We start from the raw sequence: 19,627 nt of genomic DNA, 5'->3' as shown, positions 1-19,627 counted from the left end.
CGATCCGACAGCTTCCACCGGAGCGGAGAGTGCGTTTCCTGCATGTTGGCCGGCCCATCGATCCGTCCACCGGGGAGTCCCTCCCGCAGCTGGCCGCCGGATTGGACCTGTCTGACCAGGCCCGCTTTGTCGGCCAGTCCGACGAGGTGCCCCGGTATCTCCATGCCGCCGACATTCATATGATGCCGTCGATGCGGGAGGGATTCGGCATGGCGGCGGTGGAAGCCATGGCGAGCGGTCTGCCGCAGATCCTGGCCGATGTTCCCGGTCTGGCCGACTTCAAGGGAATCGCTCCCGGCGTGGTCCACGCGTCGCCGACCGTGAATGGGTTGGCTGCAGCGCTTGCGGCGATGTCGGCGATTTCCGACGCCGAACGCCGACAGGCAGGCTTGGCAATCGCCGTGGCGGCACGCAGCCGGTTTTCGACCGCTACCGGAGTGGCGCGATATGTCCAGCTTTACGGATCTTCAAATTCGTGTTGAACCGAATTACGGATTTGGCGCATATTTCATGTTTATGGCAGTACATTAGCATAGAGAAATTTGACTTCATTCCACCTGTGCCTTTCCTCTTTCTTGCTGCTTAATATTATTGTATGTGGTGCCATAGTCACAATGCCTGACTGCCTGCCGGGACCTTCCGAATGCATGCTGAGTCTGTTCTGATGAAATTTCGACACATGCTGCTTGCTTTGGTTGTGCTTGGTTCGATGTCGGAAGAAGACCCGGGGAAATGACGTCGGTGTCAAAGCATCGGCCTGCTTCCGGATTGCCGCCGCCAAACGGTTCGAGGTCTTGTAATCGCTCATGCTTGAGCGGCTTGGTCTGTTTCATTGACTGGAGCGAAGCGCAATCATGGTCGCCGTTCCGTTGACCAGTGTGTCCGAACGCCGGCGGGGAACCGGATGGGCGCCATTGGTTCTGGCCCTGGCTGACCTCTTGCTTCTCGAAGCGGTGGTGGCCTTCGGCGTCGTCGTACGATCTCTTCTCAGCGTCTGGTTGCCCATCGGCATCGGGCCGGAGGTGTATTCGGGCGCGATGGTTGCGGTAGGCTGCATCCTCGCCGGATACTGGCTGGCGGGCCTCTATCCAGGCTATGGACTGACCGGGGTGGAGCGGCTGCGCCTGAGGACCATCGTCACGGCCATTGGTTTTGGAAGCCTGATTCTGTTCGACTACATCGCCCAGAACGGACAATGGTCGCGCGGCATCCTCCTGATCGCGGCAGCGACCTGCTTGATTGCCGGGCCGATCGCCGATGCGCTGACGCGCGGTGTGCTGGTGCGCCGTGGCATGTGGGGGGCGCCCGCGGCGGTGTTCGGCCCGCCGGAGCATCGCCGCCGTGTCATCGACCGATTGACCGAACAGCCGGGCATCGGCTGGATACCCGTGTACGAGGCCGATGATCCGGTTCCGGTGAAGGGCGCCTCCTTCGCGGTTTTCGCCGTTCCCTCCATCGAATCCCTGAATGTCGAGACGATCGACCATCTCCCATATCGCGGCATGATCCTGGTGCTGTCCGGTGTCGAGGAGTGGCAGAATCTCTGGGTTTCCGCACGCGACGTCGGTGCGTGGCTGGGACTGGAGATGCGGCGCAACCTGCTGGTCGGGCTGAACATGGCGATCAAGCGCGGCGTCGACCTGGCGTTGGTTCTGACGGTTGGGGTGTGGGCGGTGCCGATCATCGCCGTTTTCGCCCTGCTGGTCAGGATCGTCTCGCCGGGCCCGGCCTTTTTCCTGCAATGGCGGGAAGGGCAGGGTGGCCGGCTCTTCCGCATCATCAAACTGCGCACCATGCGCGTCGGTGCCGATACGGATCCGTCGCTGTCGCCTTCGTCGTCGTCGTCGTCGTCGTCGGACGTGCGGGAGCAGACCGTCACCCATCGGCCGCGCGGGATGAAGCGTCCCAACGATCCGCGCATCATTCCCGGCCTGGGGCATTTCATGCGACGGTTCAGCATCGATGAGCTTCCGCAGCTGCTGAACGTCCTGCGCGGGGACATGAGCCTGGTGGGACCACGGCCCTTGCCGGCCTACCATATCGCTGCGCTCGATCCGGCGTCGTGCCGTCTCCGCCGCATGGTCCGTCCCGGTCTGAGCGGCCTTTGGCAGGTGTCCGGGCGGAGCCTCAGCACTTTGGCCGAACAGCAGGCGCTCGATTCCTACTATGTCCGAAATTGGTCGATCTGGCTCGATTTCCATATTCTGGCCCGCAGCGTGGCCATCGTGCTGACAGGGCGGGGTGCATGGTGATCGACCGGACCATCTGTCCAAGGAATGCTGAACTGGGAATGCCGACACCATGACTTCTGCCGATCATCTCGCATCTCGGCATCACGACGACCCGGCGCGGCACGCCCTGGGACTGATGGGTGAACTGGACTTCAAGCAAACGCTGATAACCCTGTGGCGGCGGCGCTACTACATTCTGCTTCTGACGGTGATTGCCGGAAGCGTCGCCTGGCTTCTCGTTTCCCGCATCCAGCCGGTCTACATGGCGACCGCGGAGGTGATGATCGACAGCCGGCGGACGCGAATCCTCGACATCAAGGAGATCCTGTCCCAGCTCTCCCCTCAACTGGTCACGGTCACCAGCGAGGTGGAGGTTCTCCAGTCACGCACGCTCGCCACGCGGGTGGCCGATGCCCTCAACCTCTACGACGATCCTGAATTCAACACGGCTCTCCGGCCGAAGCAGCCGTCGCTGTTCGATTTCGCTTCGCTGCGGGAGGGCGTCGATCAACTGCGGGAAATGCTGTCGCTGGAGGCACCGGCTCCGGTGGAGCCGACGCCGGCCGAAGCCGAAGCGCTCAAGCGCGACGATGTGATCGAAAGGTTGCGCAGCGGATTGGGGGTCTCCGCCATTCCGCAGTCGATGGTCATCCGCATCTCCTACCGGTCGAACAATCCGGCCACGGCGACCCGCATCGCCAACGCCTTCGCCGAGCACTACATCACCGAGCAGCTCGAGGCCAAATTCCAGGCGGTCCGTTATGCCACCGGCTGGCTCAACGAACGGCTGGACGGATTGCGCCGGGACCTTGCCAAAAGCGAACAGGCGATCAGCACCTATCGCTCCACCCACAATCTTCTGGAAAGCAGCGGGGTCCCCGCCACTCAACAGAAGCTGACCGAGCTGAATTCGCGTTTGGTGGAGACCCAGACCAAAAGGGCCGAGGTGACGGCCAGGATCGCGCGGCTGGAGGCGACAGGCCGTGCTGGGCGGGGGGCGGGGGCCGACGACCTGCTCGACTCCTCCTTCCTCTCCCGGCTGAGGGAACAGGAGGCGACGCTTGCGGGGCAAGCCTCGGACCTTGCGTCGCGCTATGGCACGCGCCATCCCCAGATCGCCAAGATCAATGCCGAGTTGGGGGAGATCCGCAGCAAGATCTCCACCGAGATCGGCCGGCTGATCCAGGGGCAGCGCAGCGAATTGGCCGTTCTCCAGGACCGCGAACGGTCGATGACCCGCGAGATCCGGGAGATCGAGACGCTGTCCCTGAGCCAGAACAAGGCGGAAATCGGTCTGCGTGAACTGGAGCGGGAGGCCCAGGCCAACCGCATCCTCTATGAAACCTTCCTCAGCCGCTTCAAGGAAACCGATCAGCAGGAGACGATTCAGCAGCCGGATGCCCGCATCATCTCCTTTTCCGAGCGTCCCCGGTCTCCCACCTCGCCCAAGAAATTCATGCTGATCATGGCGGCCACATTGGCTGGAATGATGTCGGCCATCGTTCTGGTGCTGCTGGTCGAGAAGTTCGACAACACCATCCGGACGAAGGACCAGCTGGAGCAGCTGACCGGCCTGCCGGCGCTCGGACTCGTGCCGCAGATCAACGTGCCGGGCGGCAATGTCGCCGCCTACATCGTGGAACGCCCGGCCTCCTCCTATGCCGAAGCGTTCCGCATCGCCTGGTTCGCCATCCGCCATCCGCCGGACCGTCCCGAACCGAAGACCCTGGTCATCACCTCGACGGTACCCGATGAAGGCAAAAGCCTGACGTCGCTGTCGATCGGACGAACCGCCGCAATGCTGGGCCTGAAGGTGCTGCTGGTCGATGCCGATATGCGTCGTGCGTCGATCAGCGCCAAGGTGGGGAAGACGTCTGATCTGACGCTGGCCGAGGTGCTGACCGAGGGTGTCGATTTCCGCAGCGCGGTGATGCGCGATCCCTTGACCGATCTCGACATCCTGGCGGCAAAGCCCGGCGGCTGGAAGCCGGTGGACATGCTGGCCATGACCGACGCGGTGCACCGGACCATGCAGGCGATGCGCGAGGCCTATGATCTGGTCGTCTTCGATTGCCCGCCGGTCCTGTCGGTCGCCGATGTCCAGATCCTGGCGCGCCATGCCGACGCCACCCTGTTCTGCCTGCGCTGGAACACCACGCCGCGGGAAAGCGTGCTTGCCGGGATCCGCATGCTGAAGGATGCAAAGGCGAAGTTCGCCGGGGTGCTTCTGACCCGCGTCAATGTCCGAAAGCATGCCAGCTACGGCTACCGCGACATGGGATATTACTATGGCAAGCACCGCAACTATTACACCAACTAGGGCGGTGATGGGCTTGAGGGAACCGCATCCGACCCCGGTTCCCAAAGCCGCCATCGCGGTGTCCGTGTTGTGCGGACTGCTTGTTCTGCTCCTTTCCGCCGGACGGCTGAACGCGGAATGGCTGCTGTTGCGCAGCACCACGCGCACCGTGCAAAGCTCGCCGGCCGGTTTCGCCGATGGTCTGAGCCGCGAGGCGGCCCGGTCTGGTGTGGCGCGGGCGGCGGCGGCGGCGGCGGCACTGCGGCTCGCCGGGCTTCAAGGTGCCGCCAGCCCGGCGGAGCGGGAGGAACTGCTCGGTGCCGCCGTGGCCGACCTGCACCGGACGCTCCTGGGGGCGCCTCTGGCCGCGGCGACCTGGGAACGGCTGGCCTTTGCCGAGCAACTCCGCCACCGCCCGCTGGACGCCGCCCGCGCTTGGCGCATGGCTGTCGTTGCGGGAGCCTTCGATCCTTCGGCGATGCCGAGACGCTTGCAGAGCGGCTTCGCACTGTGGCCCTTCATGGACGCGGACGGTCGTGACGCCATGGATTTGCAGGTGCGCAGCTTTTTCGCCTGGGGACCGGGAAGCGTGACGGAACTGGCGGTCCGTTTCGGCGGTGCTGAGATCGTGCGTCACGGGCTGGCGGCGGATCCGGCGGCGGCGGCGGACTTCGAGCGGCGCCTTCGCGCCTTCGCGCAGTGAACGGGAGATGACCGCAACCGATGGACGGTGAGTTTTTCCAGCAGTTTCCCGGCATCCTGCCGGGGCTTGCCGCCGTCCTCGGCTTTCCGGCGATGGCGGTATTGGCGACCGTCTTCTGGGAAGTCGGGGTCGTCGCCGTGCTCGCCATGAGCCTGTTGGAGACGCAGCTTGGCATCGACATCGGCTTTCAGATCATGGGCTATACGGTGTCGTCGTTCGATCTCGTCGCGATGGGGTTGCTGATCGCCGCCTTCTTCAGAATCCTCCTGGCGGGACGGCTGACCGGCACACAGGGTCTATGGCTGATCATTCTGGGATACGAGGGTCTGTGTTTCGTCAGTGGCGTGAACAGCTTCGGACTGCAGCCGGCGGTAAGTTTCTATCGTCAGCATTTGTACGTGGCCGCGGCCTTGTCCTACAGCCTGACCATCCCCTGGACGGTCGAGAGGTTGGAGCGGCTGGTGCAAATCTGGCTGATCGCGGCGACGACCCTGGCGGTTCTTGCCGCCGGTGAGTGGCTTCTGGGCGGAGTCATTCCGCGCGGCGCCGACTGGACCCTGGGAGCGACCTACGCATTCGATCAGGTGCGGGTGCTGCCGGCCGCCTCGGCGCTGATCCTGGCTCAGGCGGGGCTGGCCGGACTGGCGGTCTGGTCACAGATCCGTGCCACCCTGGCGGCGCGGACGCTGTCGATCCTTCTGCTGTTGGTATCCCTCAGCCTGTTTCACAGGAGCGTCTGGGTGGTGGCGCTCGTCGGTCTCGGCACGCTGCTGGCGTCGAGCCGTCGATGGCTGATCCGGCTGGCGCCGTTCCTGTTGCTGGGGTGTATTGGCCTGCTCCTGCTTTGGATGCTGTACCAGGGCATGGGGGACAGCCTTCTGACGCTCGCGGTCCAGTCGGCGTTCGAGGAACCCTTCTCCCAGGAGAGCAGCCTTGGCTGGCGCATCACCGGCTGGACGCTGCTGCTGGAGCGCGTCTATTCCAGCGGCTGGCCCACGATCCTGTTCGGGGCGGGATACGGCGCCGGATACGACCGCCAGATCGGATGGACCATCGTGTCCCAGTCGCCGCACAATTTCTATATCGCGGCCCTTCTGGATACCGGCCTGATCGGCGTCGGCTTGTGGGTCTACGGCTTCATCCGGATCGCCGCCGGCCTGCTGCGGCGGCTTCCAGCCATGCTCGACCGCTGGCGGCCCTGCCTCGTTTCGCTGCTGACGACCATCGTCGTCTATGATCTTCCCTACAACCACCTGTCGGAACAGGGCGTCTTGCTGGGCGCGCTGGCCGGGGCCGCGGCGGCTGGTGCCAGGGCGCGATCCTCCGGCCCCCGGACAGCCGGTCTGGTGTCGAGGACGCCCGAGCCTTCGGACGGCGGGAAGCCCGCCGGCAGCGCGGCGGGCCGGTCATGATCCGCCGCCGCGTCTCGACGGTGATCGCCTGCCACAACCGGCGGGATCTCACGCTCCGTTGCCTGGAAAGCCTGGAGGTCGCGGCGCGGCAGGCGCCCGGTCTCGCTGTCGAAACGATCCTGGTGGATGACGGCTCGACCGACGGGACGGCGGCGGCGGTGGCGGAGCGCTTTCCCGCCGTGCGCATCGTCACGGCCGACGGCAGCCTTTGGTGGGCTGGGGCGATGGCGCTTGGCCTGCGGGCCTGCTCCCCGGAGTTCGATTTCCAGCTCTGGCTCAATGACGATGTGGTATTGCGGCCGGATGCTCTGGCGCGGCTCGTCGAAACCCATGACCGCAGGGTGCGGGAGCATGGACGGCCCCTGATCGTCGTCGGTTCCGTGCTGTCGACGGAGGACGGATCGGTGACGTTCGGCGGCGGGCGGCGCAATGGAGTCCATCCGTTGCGGTCCGTCCGGTTGCCGGTGGACGATCTCCCCCAGGACTGCGAACTGGTCAACGGGAACGTCCTGCTGGTGCCGCGCGAGGCGGCCTTGCGCCTGGGCGGGATCGATCCGGTGTTCGCCGGCGTGCAGAGCATGGCGGATACCGACTATGGATTGCGGGCGTTGGCGCTTGGCATCGATCCGGTGGTTGCGCCGGGCTGGTCCGGTCATTGCGATCGCGACACCCGCCCGCCGCCCTGGCGCGACGCGGATCTTTCCCTCCTCGCCCGTCTGCGGGCAGTGACCGGCCCCCGCGGCCGGCCCTGGCGCGCCTGGTTCGTCTTCGCCCGGCGCCATGGCGGTCCGCTGTGGCCGGTCTGGTGGGCCGCGCCGCTGGTCAAGGGTGTGGTGGCGGCGCTCGTCCCGGACTCGAGGACGGACCGTCGCGTCCTTCTGGTGGAGGGCGTGGTTCCCGACTATCGTCTTGGCCTGATGCGGGAACTGGCGAAATCGACCGATCCGCGTTTCGTCGTGTATCACGGGGATGGACAGGCCGGGCTGACGGCGGCGGGCAGTGCTGCGGCGTTGCCGATCGCCTCGCATCGTGGCCGGAACATCTTCTGGCCGCGCTTCTGCGGCGGCCGCTTCGCCTGGGCCGCCGGCAGCACCGCCGCCCTCGGCGGCCGTTTCGACGCGGTGTGCGTCGGCCTGCACACCCATGACCTGGGCGTTTGGGCGATCTGCCTCGCCCGCCGCCTGACCGGACGGCCCAAGGTGATGATCAGCGGCCATTTCGCGCTGTCGGAACCGGGTTCCTGCCTGCTGGGGATGGTGCGGCGACGGCTGCGCGGGTTTCTTGCCCGCTGCGCCGACGCGGTTCTTCCCTACACCGAAGAGGGCGCGCGGGAATGCCAGACCGCCGGCATTCCCGCCACCCGCATCTTCACCTGCGTCAACAGCGTCGACGTCGAACAGGCGCGGGCGGCTTTGGCGGCTTTGCCGGCGACGGTGGTCGACGCTGTCCGTCGCCGGCATGGGCTGCCCGATGGGCCGGTCTTCCTGTTCGTCGGCCGGCTCTATCCGGCCAAGCGGGTGGACGCCGCCATCGCAGCCATGAGCGTGCTGGCGGACCGTGGCGTCGGGGCCAGCCTGCTCGTCATCGGATCCGGTGTCGACGAGGGGCGTCTGAGGACCCTGGCGGCAGAGCTGGGCACCGTGAGATTCGGATCGGCCGAGTTCGATCCCGAGGCCTTGGCGGCGCTTTTCAACCTCGCCACGGCGGTGGTGGTGCCCGGTTCGGTCGGACTGGTGGCGGCACATGCAGCAGCGCATGGCGTGCCCCTGATCGCCTGCCGCGCGGGAACCCCGCATGGACCCGAGTTCGCCTATCTGGACGACGGTGAAAACTGTCTTCTGACCGACGCCGTCGATTCCGTCGCGATCGCGGCGGCGATGGAGCGGCTCGCCAAGGATCCGGACCTGCTGTCCCGACTGCGCCGGGGGGCGTGGCGCACCGGCGACAGGCTGGGGGTGGGACGCGCGGCCGATGCCTACGTCACGGCAGCCCGCCATGCCATCGGCCTTGCGGGGACGGCATCGTGATGGCGGGTCGCGGCACGAGTCCACGGCTGGTGATCGACCGGGATGACACTGACCGGCGCGACATCGCGCACCGGCTCGCCGCCGCCGGCATCGGCGCGGAACCGATACGCACGGACCGTCTGCAATTCGGACGGTTGGCGGTCCGGCTCGGCGACGGCGCCGGTTTCGTCAAGCTGGCCCAGGGGAGCTTCGCCGTGGCGCAGGCGCGCCGGGAAGCCGTTGCCTATGCGGCACCACCGCCACGCCCTCCCTTCATCCGTCCGGCCTTGCTGGGATTTCATGACGGGGGCGATTGGGCGGCGCTCTGGCTCTCGCATGCCGACGGCGCCCCGCAATCGCCCTGGCGCTCGCTTCTGGTCCGAGCCGGACCGTTCGAGGGGGAGGCAGGCGCCGATGGCAAAAGCGTTGTCCGGCCATTGTCCGCGGTTCTGGCCGGGATGGTGCCGGAGGGGGATGTCCCTTCCGGCTTCATCGCATATTGTCGCGCGCTGCTGGACCGGGACGGGGACTGTCCGGTGGCTTGCCGCAGGGCGCATGGAGATTTCATCTACTGGAACGTGCTGCGCCGCCGCGCCGCGCCGCCGGTCCTGATCGACTTTGAATATTGCGTCACCGATGCTCCGCTGGGCCATGACCGGCTCTATTGGACCGCGGTTCCCTTGCTGCGGCGGGCCGCCGCCATCGGGGGCGATGGCGTGGTCGCCCGGATCGCGCAATGGTTCGTCCGGTTCACCGGGGAACGCCATCGGGCCGCCCTCTTCCTGCTTCACCTGGGCCGTCGCCTGGAGTTGGAACAGGCGGCTGCGGCAACGCTGGGGGATCTGGCGTCGCCGGAGTTCCTCCGGCGCGTCCGGCTGCTCGCGCTGCTGGATCGCCTGATGCGGGATATCAATCCATGATGGCCCGGATCGCCGTCCTCTATCGCCTGACGCTCGACCTGCTGTTGCCGGAACGGGCCGTCGTCCGCCGCTTCATCGCCGTCCATCTCGCCGCCCATCTTGCGGAGGCCGGCCAGCCGCCGGCGCCCGGACTCGATATCGGCGCCGGCCCCGACCCATACGGCTCGGCGTTGCGGCGGGCGCTCGGTCCGGGGGCGCGGATCATCACGGTCGACATCGGCCCCGGCGACCGGGTCCAGGCGCGGGCGGACGCGCAGCGCCTTCCCTTCGCCGACCGGAGCTTCTCGGTGGTGATGGCGTGCCATCTGTTGCAGCATGTGACGGATCCGCGGGCCGCGCTGGCGGAGGCGGCGCGTGTGATGGTTCCGGGCGGCCTCCTCCTGGTCGTCCATCCCTTCATCACCCTCCAGGGGCAGGACCGTGATCTCTGGCGCTGGACGCTCGACGGCATGACGGTCGAGGTGGAGCGGGCCGGCCTGACCCCGGTGGCGGCGCTGCCGGTCGGCGGCCCCCTGTACGCGCTGGCCAGCATCGCGGCTTCGGTGCCCGGCCGTGTGCTGGTTGGCCGTCCGCCGGTCGGCCGTCCGCTGGTCGGCCATGGGCAGGGCTGGCGGTCCGGCAGGAGTCCGGCCGACGCCGTCCGGCTGGCGCTTTCCTTGGCTCTGGCGGCACCGTTCCACATGCTGGCGCGGTTGCTGGAGCCGCTGGATCGGGCGCTGTGGCCGCGCGCGCCGTTCCATGCCGGCGGCATCCTGTTGGCGCGGAAGGTGGATCATGGCTGATCGGCGTCCATCGGCTCCCCTGCTGACCACATCCTGGGATGACGGTCATCCGCTCGACATGAAGCTGGCCGAGATGTTGCTCCGCCATGGCGTGACCGGAACCTTCTACGTACCGGCGCGGAACCGGCCCGACCGGCCGGTGATGGCGGCGGCCGACCTGCGGGAACTGGCCGCCGCCGGATTCGAGATCGGATCCCACACCGCCGACCATCGCCGCCTGCCGGGACTGTCGCGGGAGGATGCCGGACGCCAGATGGCCGATGGGCGCGCCGCGCTGGAGGACATCCTCGGCATGGCCGTGCACGGCTTCTGCTTTCCGGGCGGCCGGGCCGGGCGTTGGGGCCGCAGTCTGGCGCGGGAGCTTGGATTTTCACACGCCCGGACCACCCGGATGCTGTGCGCCGATCCCGGTCCCGATCCCTTCGCCATGGGGACGTCGGCGCAAATCTATCCGCACCGGCCGGCGGCGCTCCTGCGCAACTGGCTGCGCCATGGCGGTGGGGCCGACCGGCTGGCGATGCTGCGCGCCCTGCTGCTGCCGGGCGATGGAGACCGGGCCGTGCGTCTCGGCGGGGTTCTCGCCGCTTTGGCGGATCGGACGGCGCGTGGAGGGGGGATCTTGCACGTGTGGGGCCATTCGTGGGAGATCGAGGCTCAGGGACTGTGGGGGGCGTTGGATCGGGCGCTGGCGGCGGCGGCGGCGGCATATCCCGTTGAAAGTCGCGTGGTCAATCGCGTGCTCGCAACCGCCTGGCCGGCGGCCTCCCAGAAATCGTCACCACGAGGCTGCTTCCCATGATGCGATTTCTGGCCAAGGTGGCGATCCAGAGGCTGATCGGTGCGATTCCCGGCGGGGCCGCCCGCTATGACCGGACCCGCCGGCACCGGATCCTGTCCAACCTGCGGGAGATCACGGCGCAGAAACATGCTGTTGCCGAGCGCTATCTGGAGATTCTGCAAGCAGCCGGCGGGACGGAGGCGAACGCGCTGACCGACCATCTGGAGATCGGCGGCGGCTGGCTGCCGGTCATTCCGCTGGTCCTGCATCGCCATGGGCTGGCCCGGCAGACGATCACCGACGTCGCCCGTCTGATGCGGCCGGAGGACGCCGCCGCCGCGGCCGCGATGATCGACCGGCTGGTCCCGGCCGCCGTACCGCTTTCCCCGGAAACGGGTGAATCGCCGGACGACTGGCTGCGACGGCTGGGGATCGCCTATCGCGCTCCGCTGTCGGTTCCCCTGCCGTTTCCCGATGCCGGGTTCGATCTGGTCACGGCGACCCAGGTGCTGCAATATCCGTCGCCCGACCGGTTGCGCGCCATCCATCGCGACGCCGCGCGGCTGCTGCGCCCCGGCGGCCTCTATCTGCTGTCGATCGAACTGACCGATCTGTATCATCATTTCGACCCGACCCTGCCGCGCTTCCATTTCCTGCGCTACTCGGACGCGGCATGGCGGCGCTGGTTCGACAACCCCTACACCCCGTTGAACCGGCTGCGCGCGGTGCAGCATCGCGCCTTGCTGGAAGAGGCGCCGTTCGACATCCTGTTCTGGGAAACCACCGGCGGCGGCCCCGATGACATCGCGGACCTGCGGCGCGCCCCGCCCCATGCCGACTTCTCGTCGCTGCCCGAGCATGAACTGGCGTGCGATGGGCTGATCGCGCTGGCGCGCAGGCGCTGACGGCCATGCGGGTGCTGCTCTCCGCCTATGCCTGCGCGCCCGGACGCGGCTCCGAACCCGGTCTGGGCTGGGGATGGGCGACCGCCCTGGTGGAGGCCGGCCATGAGACCCATGTGCTGACCCGCAGGCGCTGGCGGACGGAAATCGAAAGCGCTTTGGCGGGCGTGCCGCGGGCGGGTCTGCATTTCCACTATCACGACCTGCCATCCTGGCTGGATGTCTGCTTCCGTGCGCTCGGCGGTCCCGGCAAGCGGCTGCGCTATTGTCTGTGGCAGGTGGCGGCGAGGGGAAGAGTGCGCAGCCTGGGGTCGGCCGTCCGCTTCGATGTGGCCCAGCATGTCACCTTCGCCCAATTCTGGTCGCCCTGCGCGCTGACCGAGGCGGCGCGGCTGGGGGTTCCGTTCATCTGGGGGCCGGTCGGCGGCGGCGAGACCGAACCCGCTGCCTTCTGGCCGGGCCTGGGGATGAGGGCCGCGTTGTGGGAGGCGGCGCGCTGGCTTCTGCACCGGGCATCCCCCTGGCTGCCATGGGCGCGCGCGACCGCCGCCGCCTGCCGCCTCGCGGTCGCCGCCACGCCGGAAACCGCCGAGTGTCTGGTCCGGCTGGGCGCGCGCCGGGTGATCGTCCGCTCCCAGGTGGCGCTGGAGACGGACCGGCTGGAAGTGCTGGCATCCCTGGCCGGAACGGTTCCGCAGGCCGCCCCCGCAAGCGTCATCTTTCTCGGGGATCTGCTGCCCCACAAGGGCGCCCGGCTGGCGCTGGAGGCCGTGGCCGGGCTGTCCTGCGCGTGGCGGCTGGACATCATCGGCGACGGTCCCGACCGTGCCTGGCTGGAACGCCGGGCCGTGCGGCTCGGCATCGCCGGCAAGGTCGTGTTCCATGGCCGTTTGCCTCAGGACGCGGCATGGCGGCTGATGGCCGCCGGACGGGTGCTGCTGTTGCCGGCGCTGCATGATTCGGGAGGTTTCGCGGTGGCCGAAGCGATGGCCGCCGGCGTGCCGCCGGTCTGCCTTGCGCTGGGCGGGCCGGGAGCGATGGCGGCGGAGGGGGGGATCGCCGTGCCGGCGCCCGGTCCGGCGGAGGCGGTTCGCGGGTTGACCCAGGCCCTGCGCAGCCTGATCGAGGAACCGGCGCGCTGGCAGGCTCTGTCGCTGCTGGCGCGCGGGAACGCCCGCGACCGTTTCGGCTGGCCGGCGGCCATCGGCGCCGTTCATGGCGCGACGGGCCTTGGGATAGGGCAACCGGACGGTCTGGCGGAGAATGGGCCGTGAGCACCTGTTTCCTCGTCTATCACCGGTTGACGGCCGACGCCGCGGTCCGCCGCTTTCATGATGTCGCGCCCGCTATGTTCGAGCGGCATCTCGACCTCCTGGGCCGGTTGGGAGCCTGCGTTTCGGACGGCTCGCCGACCATGCGGCTTGCGGACGGCCGCGGCGTTGCGCTGACGTTCGACGACGGATCGGTCGACCAGCTTGCCGCTGCGCGTTCGCTGGACCGCCGGGGATGGCACGGTATCTTCTTCATCTCCGCCGGGCGGATCGGCGAGCCGGGGCGCCTCGACCGGGCCGACGTGGCGGCGCTGGCGGAGTCCGGACATATCGTCGGCTGCCATGGCTGGAGCCATCGGCGTTTCGACCGGTTGTCAGCCAAGGAGCTTGCCGCCGAACTGTCCGACAGCCGCGAATGCCTCGGCGCGCTCACCGGCGGGGCGGTGGACTGGCTGGCTCCGCCGGGCGGGATTTGGACTCCGGCCGCCGCCGATGCGGCCGGGCGGCTGGGGTTTCGCCACATCCGCGGCACCGCCTGGGGGGTGGCGCCGGACGGATGGGAAACGGTGTCCGCCGTCGTGCCGGCGATCGTTCTGTCCGGACAGGTCGGGCCACGGGCGCTCGACTGGCTGCTGAAGGCCCGGCCCGATGGCCTGCTCGACCGGCTCGCCGGCCTCAAGGCGGGCATCAAACGGCAGGTGGGCGAGGCGATCTGGGACCGGGTGCGCGAGGCGATGCGGCGATGAGTCGGGAACCCCTGCTGGCCGATCTGCTGCGCGCGGCGCATCGCCGGGGCTGGCCTCTGGCGCGGCTGGATGCCGCCGCCGACCCGGCCGCCCCGTTCGAGGGACGCGATGCCGATCTGCTGGCCGGCTGGCGGCCCTGGGCGGATTGGCTCGGTCTCGTCCGCATCGTCGCGGCGCATCGGGGCTGGACGGTCGTCAATGCCGTGCCGATGGGAGGCGTGATGGCGGTGTGGGCTGTCGATCCCGCCGCCGACCCGGCGGACCCCTCCGGGTCGGCGCAGATCGATTTCCATCGCGCGCTGAGCGCCTGCGGCGTGCCGTTCGTCGATGTCCAGGCTCTTTTCGCCGGCGCCACCGTCGAGGGTGACGTGTTGCGACTGCGGCCTGCGGATGCCCGTGCCGTGCGGGGGCTGGAAAAATGGCTGGTGCATGGCGATGCTCCTCCCGTCGAGGTTCCGCCGGCGTTGGCGAGGGCCGCCCTGGGGCATGACGATTGTCTCGATCGTGCGTGGCATGGAGCGCGGACCCGGCGGCTTTCCGCGCTGACGGTCGCGCTGCGGCGCCGGCCGGCGGCGGTCCTGCGTCTGGCGCTGGCAAAGGTCCTGGATTGGGGGCGCCGGCTGGCCCGTCCGCCCGGCATCCTGCTGGCGGTCAGCGGACCCGATGGGGCTGGCAAGTCTTCGCTGATCGCCGCTCTGACGACGCTGCTTCCCCGTCGCGTCGCGCCCGGCGTCCGTCTATTTCACACCCGGCCCTTTCTGCTGCCGCGACTGGGCATCTCGCCCCCTCCGCCCACGGTGGCGGAGAGCACAGCACCTCCTCCCGGCCCCGTCCGCTCCTGGCTTCGCTGGGCGGTCGCCTGTGCCGATTATTGGCTGGGAGGGCTGCTGTGGGTCCGGCCGGCGCTCGTGGCCGGGCGGGTGGTGGTCTTCGACCGCTATGTTTCCGACTACCGGGCGGCTCCGGAACGTCGTGGACTGTCCGTGCCCGCTTGGGCCCTGAACCTGATGACCCGGTTCGCTCCCCGTTCCGCCATCGCGGTGGTGCTGACCGCGCCGCCCGACCTGCTGATCCGGCGGAAGGGGGAAGCGACGCCGGAGGAGGCCGCCCGCCAGAACCGGACCTATGCCCGGTTGGCGGCCGAGAAACCGGTAGGGCTGGTTCTGGACACCGGTGCGCTGGATCCGGCAGCGGTGGTCCGACAGGTCCACGCCCATCTGATCGAGGTTATGGCCGCCCATGCGCGTTCTGATCGTCCATGAGCGCTACCGCCACCGTGGCGGCGAGGATGTGGTCGTCGAAAGCGAAGCCGCCCTGCTGGCCCGTCATGGCGTGGGAACGGATTTGCTGCTGGCGGACAATGCCGACATCGAGGGCGGCGGCTCCCTGGGCCTCGCCCTTGCCGCCCTGTGGTCGCGGCGGGGATATGACTCGACCAGGGCGGCGATCGCACGGTTCCGTCCCGACATCGTCCATGTCCACAACAGCTTCCCGCTGCTGTCCGCGGCGGTGTTCGACGCGGCCCGGTCGATGGCGGTGCCGGTCGTGCAGACCCTCCATAATTATCGCCTGCTCTGTCCCAATGCCCTGCTGCTGCGCGACGGCGCACCATGCGAGGCTTGCGTCGGGCAGACGTTCAAATGGCCGGGGGTACGGCACGGCTGTTACCGCGGAAGCCGTGCGGCCACGGCCGCCGTGGCCGGATACGCGGTGTCGCAGCGGCTGGTCGGCGTCCATCGCCATGGTGTGGCGGTCTATCATGCCCTGACCCCTTTCGCCGCCGGGCTTTTCGCCCGTGGCGGCATACCGGCCGGCCGGATCGCCGTCCGCCCGCCGCTGCTTGATTATCCGGCACATGGGGGCGGGGTTCCACGCGCGGGCGCGCTGTTCGTCGGCAGGCTCAGCCCGGAAAAGGGCCTCGACCCGCTGCTGTCGGCATGGCGGGGGGTGGAGGTTCAATTGGACATCATCGGCGACGGCCCCGACATGGACCGCCTTCGCGGGGTTGCGCCGCCGCAGGTCCGTTTCCTTGGGCAGCAGCCGGCCATCGTGGTGGCGCAGGCGATGGCGCGGGCGGCGCTGCTGGTGTTCCCGTCCCTGTGCTACGAGAACTTCCCGCTTGTGGTGGCGGAGGCGATGGCGGCGGGGGTGCCGGTTCTGTGCGCCGACGGCGGTGCGGCGGCGGACGTGCTCGCCGACGCCGGCGACCCGCGCCTCTTCGCACGTCCCGGCGATGTCGAGGATTGGCGACGCAAGGCCTCGGCGCTGCTGTCCGATCCTGGGGCTCTGGCAGCTTTTGGGGCAAGGGGACGGGAGTCCTGGGAGCGCCGCCTGGCGCCGGATGCGGCCTTCGCGGCCGCCCTGGCGCTTTACCGGCGTGCGCTGGCCGGTGGTCCCCTCAGGTCCGTCCTCTGATGAGGCGTGCCACGGTGAGCGTGACGAACAGCGCATTCCCGACAAGGTAGCGCCGGGCCAGACGACGCGGTTCCGAGCACAGCCGGAACAGCCATTCCAGCCCGTTGCGGCGCATCCAGGGCGGGGCCTGCCGCTTGGTGCCGGCAAGGAAGTCGAAGGCGGCGCCGACGCCGATCATCATCGGCGCCGCGATGTGGTCGCGATGGCGGGCCATCCATTTTTCCTGTTTGGGCGCGCCGAGGCCGATCCAGACGATGTCGGGCCGGACTGCGTTGATCGCGGCGATGGCCTCCGCCTCTTCGGCATCGGTCATCGGGCGAAAGGGCGGGGCGAGCGTCCCGACGATGTGCAGGTCCGGGAACCGGCGCCGCAGAGCCCCGCTCAGTGCCGCAAGGGTCTCATCGGTGGCGCCCATCAGGAAATGCCGCCACCCCCGCCCGGCCGAGGCGGCGCAGACCGCCAGCATCAAATCCGGACCGTAAACCCGTTCGGCCGGCAATCCCGCGGCCCGGCACCACCACACCAGCGGCATGCCGTCGGTTCCCACCAGGGCCGCCCCGGCATAGGCGGCGGCCAAATCGGAATCCCGCCGGCTTTCGATGACCCCGTGGACCGTCGCAAGGCAGATGTAGCCGTGGGCGTCGGCGGCGATCCAGCCGTTTATGGCCGTTACCGCCCGATCGATGCTGAAGGGATCGACACCGAGACCGAGCACGTCGAGCCGCGCCGTTCCAGGGTGCGGCAGAGGCGTTTCCGCCGCTGTGTCCGCACGCCCGGCCAGGGCCGGCAGCAGGCTGCGGAACACGGTCCACCGCAAGGGCCGATAGGGGTGGAGCAGCATGACCCCAAGCAGAGCGATGAGGGACAGGAGGATTGCGAGGACCGCGTCGGAGGCCGGGCCGTTACCCAACGCGAGTCCGGCGCTCGCCGCAACCGCGACGACGGGTGCGGGCAACAGGGCGGCGGCCAGCCGGACCGCCACGGCACCGGGTTCCGCGCCGCAGGTGCGCGCCGCCGTCGGCAGCAGCAGCAGGGCCGCCGCCAGTTCGGCGACGACGAGGCAGAGCGCCACTTCCTCGGCCCGGGTCGGCCAAACCAGAATCAGCGCAATTCCCGTCATCAGCAGATAGGCCGACTGGATTGCCCCGCGAACCGTCAGACGGCCGGCCCCCTCCAGAAGGGAGCCGCAGACCTGGGTGACGGACCGGATGGCGCTCCAGACCGCCAGCCAGAAGAAGGGGGCTGTCGTGGCCGACCATCCGTCCCCCAAAGCCAGGGGAACCAGGGCCGGCGCGGCGGCGGCCATGCCCGCCGCAATGGCGGCGGTCATCGTGACCATCAGCATCAGGCTGGTCAGCCAGGTCTCCCGCCGGGCGGTGGGATCGCCGCCCAGGCGGCTGAACAGCGGGAACAGGATCTGGCCCAGCCCGACGGCGATCATTTCCATCGGCACCACCGTCAGGGCGAAGGCGCGGTCCCACAGGCCGGCGCCGGTGGCGCCGCACAGCAGGAAGACCGCCACCGGCAACAAATGCAGGCCGGCGGAATCGAGAATGCGCAAAGCGAGGAAGCGTGAGGACAGCGCGGCCAGTTCGATGCCGCGGACGCGGGTCGGTGGAACGGGCTTCAGAACGGCGGTGCTGGAGCGCAGGGCCAGCGCGGCGAGCACGGCGGCTTGTGTCAGCGCACCCGCCAGCAGGCTCCAGGCCCCGAACCCGGCGACTGCCAGCGGTGTTGCGACCAGACCCTGCCCGGCCAGCATCGCGCCCAGTCCCCATAGGCTGACGGCGCGGAAATCCAGGCGCCGACGGGCCAGGGCGAGACCGATCTGCCCGGCTCCGGACAGCACGGCGATCAGTCCGTAGGCCCGGATCAGCCAGACGGCCTCCGGATGTCCGTTCCACCCCGCCAGCCAGGGGGCCAGCAGCCAGATCAGCGAAGCGGTGACCGCTCCGGCCCCCGCCGACATCCAGAAGAAGACCGGACCGTCGCGGGAGGTGTCGAAATCCGGTTTCTGGACGATCGAGGACGAAATGCCGAGATCGGCCAGATAGAGCGCGAAGCGGACCGTGCCCGCGGCGGCGGCCATCAGCCCATAGTCGGCGGGCGCCACGAAACGCGCGGTCAGGCAGGCGAGCGCCAGTTGAAGGGCGGCGGCAAGGGTGTTGAGGCCCCAGGTCCAGCGCAGGGCCCGTCCGATCACCGAGACCTGTTCACCCATGGTGCCGGTCCGGCCGCAACTCCGGCCGCAACTCCGGCCGTTGCGCGACGACGAGGATCATGTGATCGATCCAGTGCCGCGGCAGGCACGTGAGCAGGAGGCGTCCCAAGGGATTGAGCGAGATCGGCCGGTTCGTCCCCGCGCTTCCCGCCAGCCGGCCGAAAATCTGATAGAGCCGGTCGGCAGGATAGAGCCGGTCGATCGCGGTGGTTTGAAAGCCGGCGGCTTCGATCGCTCCGACGATCCGCGCGGTGGTGAAACGGTATTCATAGAAGCTGCGCCCTTGATCCGGCGCGAAGCTGAACTTGACGGGAACGCCGGCCCGTCGCCGTCGTCCGATGGCCTTCAACCGTTGCCGTTCGGCGTCGCGGGAATAGGCGGCCGGGCGCTTGCCCAGCAACCGCCGCAGGGCTTCCGAACCATAAAGCCGGTGGAGAATATGGTCCTTGACCTGTTCCAGCCGGAAGGAGGCGTTGGCGTCGGGCACCGTCAGGAACATTGTGCCGCCGGGTTTGAGCACCCGATGCATTTCCGCCAGAGCACGCTCGGGACCATCGATCAGATGCTCCACGACACCCAGGGAAAGGATGGCATCGAACGCGGCATCACCGTATGGCATGCGCTCCACGTCACCGTGAATGAAGGGAATGTCGGGCCATGCCGCACGGAACCGTTCGACATTGGCGTTATTGATTTCGATCCCATCGACGGTGAAGCCCTGGTCCGCCAGTGCCTTGAGCCATTTCCCCGATCCGGCGCCCGCCTCGAGAACATGCGATCCCGGCACGATCCGCTGACGGACGATCGTGGCGAGCGGATCGGCCGCGCAGCCGGCGACAAGTTCCGTCAGGTCGGCGTGGGTGAAATCGAACTCTACCGTCCGTGCGGGCGTCACGTCAGTCATCTGAATCCGTTCAAATCGGTGGAGGCCGATCCATGCC

General features: G+C 68.6%; 16 protein-coding genes (1 of these 16 cut by a window edge). 14 read left to right on the top strand and 2 right to left on the bottom strand.

Features of this window, described 5'->3' with window-relative positions; genetic code table 11:
* The 14 genes from E6C72_RS25245 to E6C72_RS25185 all read left to right on the top strand — a co-directional run.
* Window positions 1-482, top strand: the 3' portion of a protein-coding gene (locus tag E6C72_RS25245; RefSeq protein WP_136700844.1) for a glycosyltransferase. 577 nt of this gene lie to the left of the window's left edge; only the last 482 of its 1,059 coding nucleotides appear in the window; its start codon lies beyond the left edge, outside the window; the stop codon is at window positions 480-482.
* A 372-nt stretch (window positions 483-854) separates the two neighbouring features.
* On the top strand, window positions 855-2,252 hold the full coding sequence (locus E6C72_RS25240; protein WP_109087048.1) for a sugar transferase: 1,398 nt from the start codon (window positions 855-857) through the stop codon (window positions 2,250-2,252).
* A gap of 49 nt (window positions 2,253-2,301) precedes the next feature.
* The gene (locus E6C72_RS25235) at window positions 2,302-4,551 is read left to right on the top strand and encodes an AAA family ATPase (RefSeq protein ID WP_109087049.1); all 2,250 of its coding nucleotides are present in this window, start codon (window positions 2,302-2,304) and stop codon (window positions 4,549-4,551) included.
* A 127-nt stretch (window positions 4,552-4,678) separates the two neighbouring features.
* The gene (locus E6C72_RS25230; RefSeq protein ID WP_136700843.1) at window positions 4,679-5,233 is read left to right on the top strand and encodes a hypothetical protein; all 555 of its coding nucleotides are present in this window, start codon (window positions 4,679-4,681) and stop codon (window positions 5,231-5,233) included.
* A 20-nt stretch (window positions 5,234-5,253) separates the two neighbouring features.
* Window positions 5,254-6,645 carry an O-antigen ligase family protein gene (locus tag E6C72_RS25225; RefSeq protein ID WP_109087051.1) on the top strand — a complete coding sequence of 464 codons (1,392 nt, stop codon included), beginning with the start codon at window positions 5,254-5,256 and terminating at the stop codon, window positions 6,643-6,645.
* Window positions 6,642-8,672, top strand: a complete 2,031-nt coding sequence (locus E6C72_RS25220) for a glycosyltransferase (protein ID WP_109087052.1) — start codon at window positions 6,642-6,644, stop codon at window positions 8,670-8,672. Before E6C72_RS25225 ends, E6C72_RS25220 begins: the two co-directional genes overlap by 4 nt.
* A gap of 29 nt (window positions 8,673-8,701) precedes the next feature.
* A complete protein-coding gene (locus tag E6C72_RS31865; RefSeq protein ID WP_169055287.1) occupies window positions 8,702-9,571 on the top strand; it encodes a hypothetical protein in 870 nt (289 codons plus the stop codon).
* Complete coding sequence (locus E6C72_RS25215; protein WP_158280198.1) at window positions 9,568-10,353, top strand: class I SAM-dependent methyltransferase; 786 nt, start codon at window positions 9,568-9,570, stop codon at window positions 10,351-10,353. Before E6C72_RS31865 ends, E6C72_RS25215 begins: the two co-directional genes overlap by 4 nt.
* On the top strand, window positions 10,346-11,152 hold the full coding sequence (locus E6C72_RS25210) for a polysaccharide deacetylase family protein (RefSeq protein ID WP_158280199.1): 807 nt from the start codon (window positions 10,346-10,348) through the stop codon (window positions 11,150-11,152). The genes E6C72_RS25215 and E6C72_RS25210 overlap by 8 nt, the downstream gene beginning before the upstream one ends.
* The gene (locus E6C72_RS25205) at window positions 11,149-12,036 is read left to right on the top strand and encodes a class I SAM-dependent methyltransferase (protein ID WP_109087055.1); all 888 of its coding nucleotides are present in this window, start codon (window positions 11,149-11,151) and stop codon (window positions 12,034-12,036) included. The genes E6C72_RS25210 and E6C72_RS25205 overlap by 4 nt, the downstream gene beginning before the upstream one ends.
* Window positions 12,037-12,041: 5 nt before the next feature.
* Window positions 12,042-13,307: a glycosyltransferase family 4 protein gene (locus E6C72_RS32650; RefSeq protein ID WP_109087056.1), complete on the top strand. Its 1,266-nt coding sequence runs from the start codon at window positions 12,042-12,044 to the stop codon at window positions 13,305-13,307.
* Window positions 13,304-14,050: a polysaccharide deacetylase family protein gene (locus tag E6C72_RS25195; RefSeq protein WP_109087057.1), complete on the top strand. Its 747-nt coding sequence runs from the start codon at window positions 13,304-13,306 to the stop codon at window positions 14,048-14,050. Before E6C72_RS32650 ends, E6C72_RS25195 begins: the two co-directional genes overlap by 4 nt.
* Window positions 14,047-15,312: a hypothetical protein gene (locus E6C72_RS25190; RefSeq protein WP_136700842.1), complete on the top strand. Its 1,266-nt coding sequence runs from the start codon at window positions 14,047-14,049 to the stop codon at window positions 15,310-15,312. The genes E6C72_RS25195 and E6C72_RS25190 overlap by 4 nt, the downstream gene beginning before the upstream one ends.
* On the top strand, window positions 15,290-16,465 hold the full coding sequence (locus E6C72_RS25185; protein ID WP_109087058.1) for a glycosyltransferase: 1,176 nt from the start codon (window positions 15,290-15,292) through the stop codon (window positions 16,463-16,465). The genes E6C72_RS25190 and E6C72_RS25185 overlap by 23 nt, the downstream gene beginning before the upstream one ends.
* Here E6C72_RS25185 and E6C72_RS25180 read toward each other — a convergent pair.
* Both E6C72_RS25180 and E6C72_RS25175 read right to left on the bottom strand, forming a co-directional pair.
* On the bottom strand, window positions 16,449-18,686 hold the full coding sequence (locus tag E6C72_RS25180; RefSeq protein WP_109087059.1) for a WecB/TagA/CpsF family glycosyltransferase: 2,238 nt from the start codon (window positions 18,684-18,686) through the stop codon (window positions 16,449-16,451). The genes E6C72_RS25185 and E6C72_RS25180 overlap by 17 nt on opposite strands.
* The gene (locus E6C72_RS25175; RefSeq protein WP_158280200.1) at window positions 18,679-19,590 is read right to left on the bottom strand and encodes a bifunctional 2-polyprenyl-6-hydroxyphenol methylase/3-demethylubiquinol 3-O-methyltransferase UbiG; all 912 of its coding nucleotides are present in this window, start codon (window positions 19,588-19,590) and stop codon (window positions 18,679-18,681) included. The genes E6C72_RS25180 and E6C72_RS25175 overlap by 8 nt, the downstream gene beginning before the upstream one ends.
* Window positions 19,591-19,627 lie beyond the last annotated feature (37 nt).

The organism is Azospirillum sp. TSH100, assembly GCF_004923295.1.
Taxonomy (GTDB): Bacteria; Pseudomonadota; Alphaproteobacteria; order Azospirillales; family Azospirillaceae; genus Azospirillum.
The sequence above is the reverse complement of the archived record's forward strand: the minus strand, read 5'-3'. Positions and strand labels throughout refer to the sequence as shown.

Bases quoted from the DNA above. Each gene is read 5' to 3' on its own strand.
- E6C72_RS25180 (WP_109087059.1), bottom strand. From the start codon at position 18,686: ATGGGTGAACAGGTCTCGGTGATCGGACGGGCCCTGCGCTGGACCTGG.
- E6C72_RS25240 (WP_109087048.1), top strand. From the start codon at position 855: ATGGTCGCCGTTCCGTTGACCAGTGTGTCCGAACGCCGGCGGGGAACC.
- E6C72_RS25185 (WP_109087058.1), top strand. From the start codon at position 15,290: ATGCGCGTTCTGATCGTCCATGAGCGCTACCGCCACCGTGGCGGCGAG.
- E6C72_RS25220 (WP_109087052.1), top strand. From the start codon at position 6,642: ATGATCCGCCGCCGCGTCTCGACGGTGATCGCCTGCCACAACCGGCGG.
- E6C72_RS25215 (WP_158280198.1), top strand. From the start codon at position 9,568: ATGATGGCCCGGATCGCCGTCCTCTATCGCCTGACGCTCGACCTGCTG.
- E6C72_RS32650 (WP_109087056.1), top strand. From the start codon at position 12,042: ATGCGGGTGCTGCTCTCCGCCTATGCCTGCGCGCCCGGACGCGGCTCC.
- E6C72_RS25225 (WP_109087051.1), top strand. From the start codon at position 5,254: ATGGACGGTGAGTTTTTCCAGCAGTTTCCCGGCATCCTGCCGGGGCTT.
- E6C72_RS25190 (WP_136700842.1), top strand. From the start codon at position 14,047: ATGAGTCGGGAACCCCTGCTGGCCGATCTGCTGCGCGCGGCGCATCGC.
- E6C72_RS25175 (WP_158280200.1), bottom strand. From the start codon at position 19,590: ATGACTGACGTGACGCCCGCACGGACGGTAGAGTTCGATTTCACCCAC.
- E6C72_RS25205 (WP_109087055.1), top strand. From the start codon at position 11,149: ATGATGCGATTTCTGGCCAAGGTGGCGATCCAGAGGCTGATCGGTGCG.
- E6C72_RS25210 (WP_158280199.1), top strand. From the start codon at position 10,346: ATGGCTGATCGGCGTCCATCGGCTCCCCTGCTGACCACATCCTGGGAT.
- E6C72_RS25235 (WP_109087049.1), top strand. From the start codon at position 2,302: ATGACTTCTGCCGATCATCTCGCATCTCGGCATCACGACGACCCGGCG.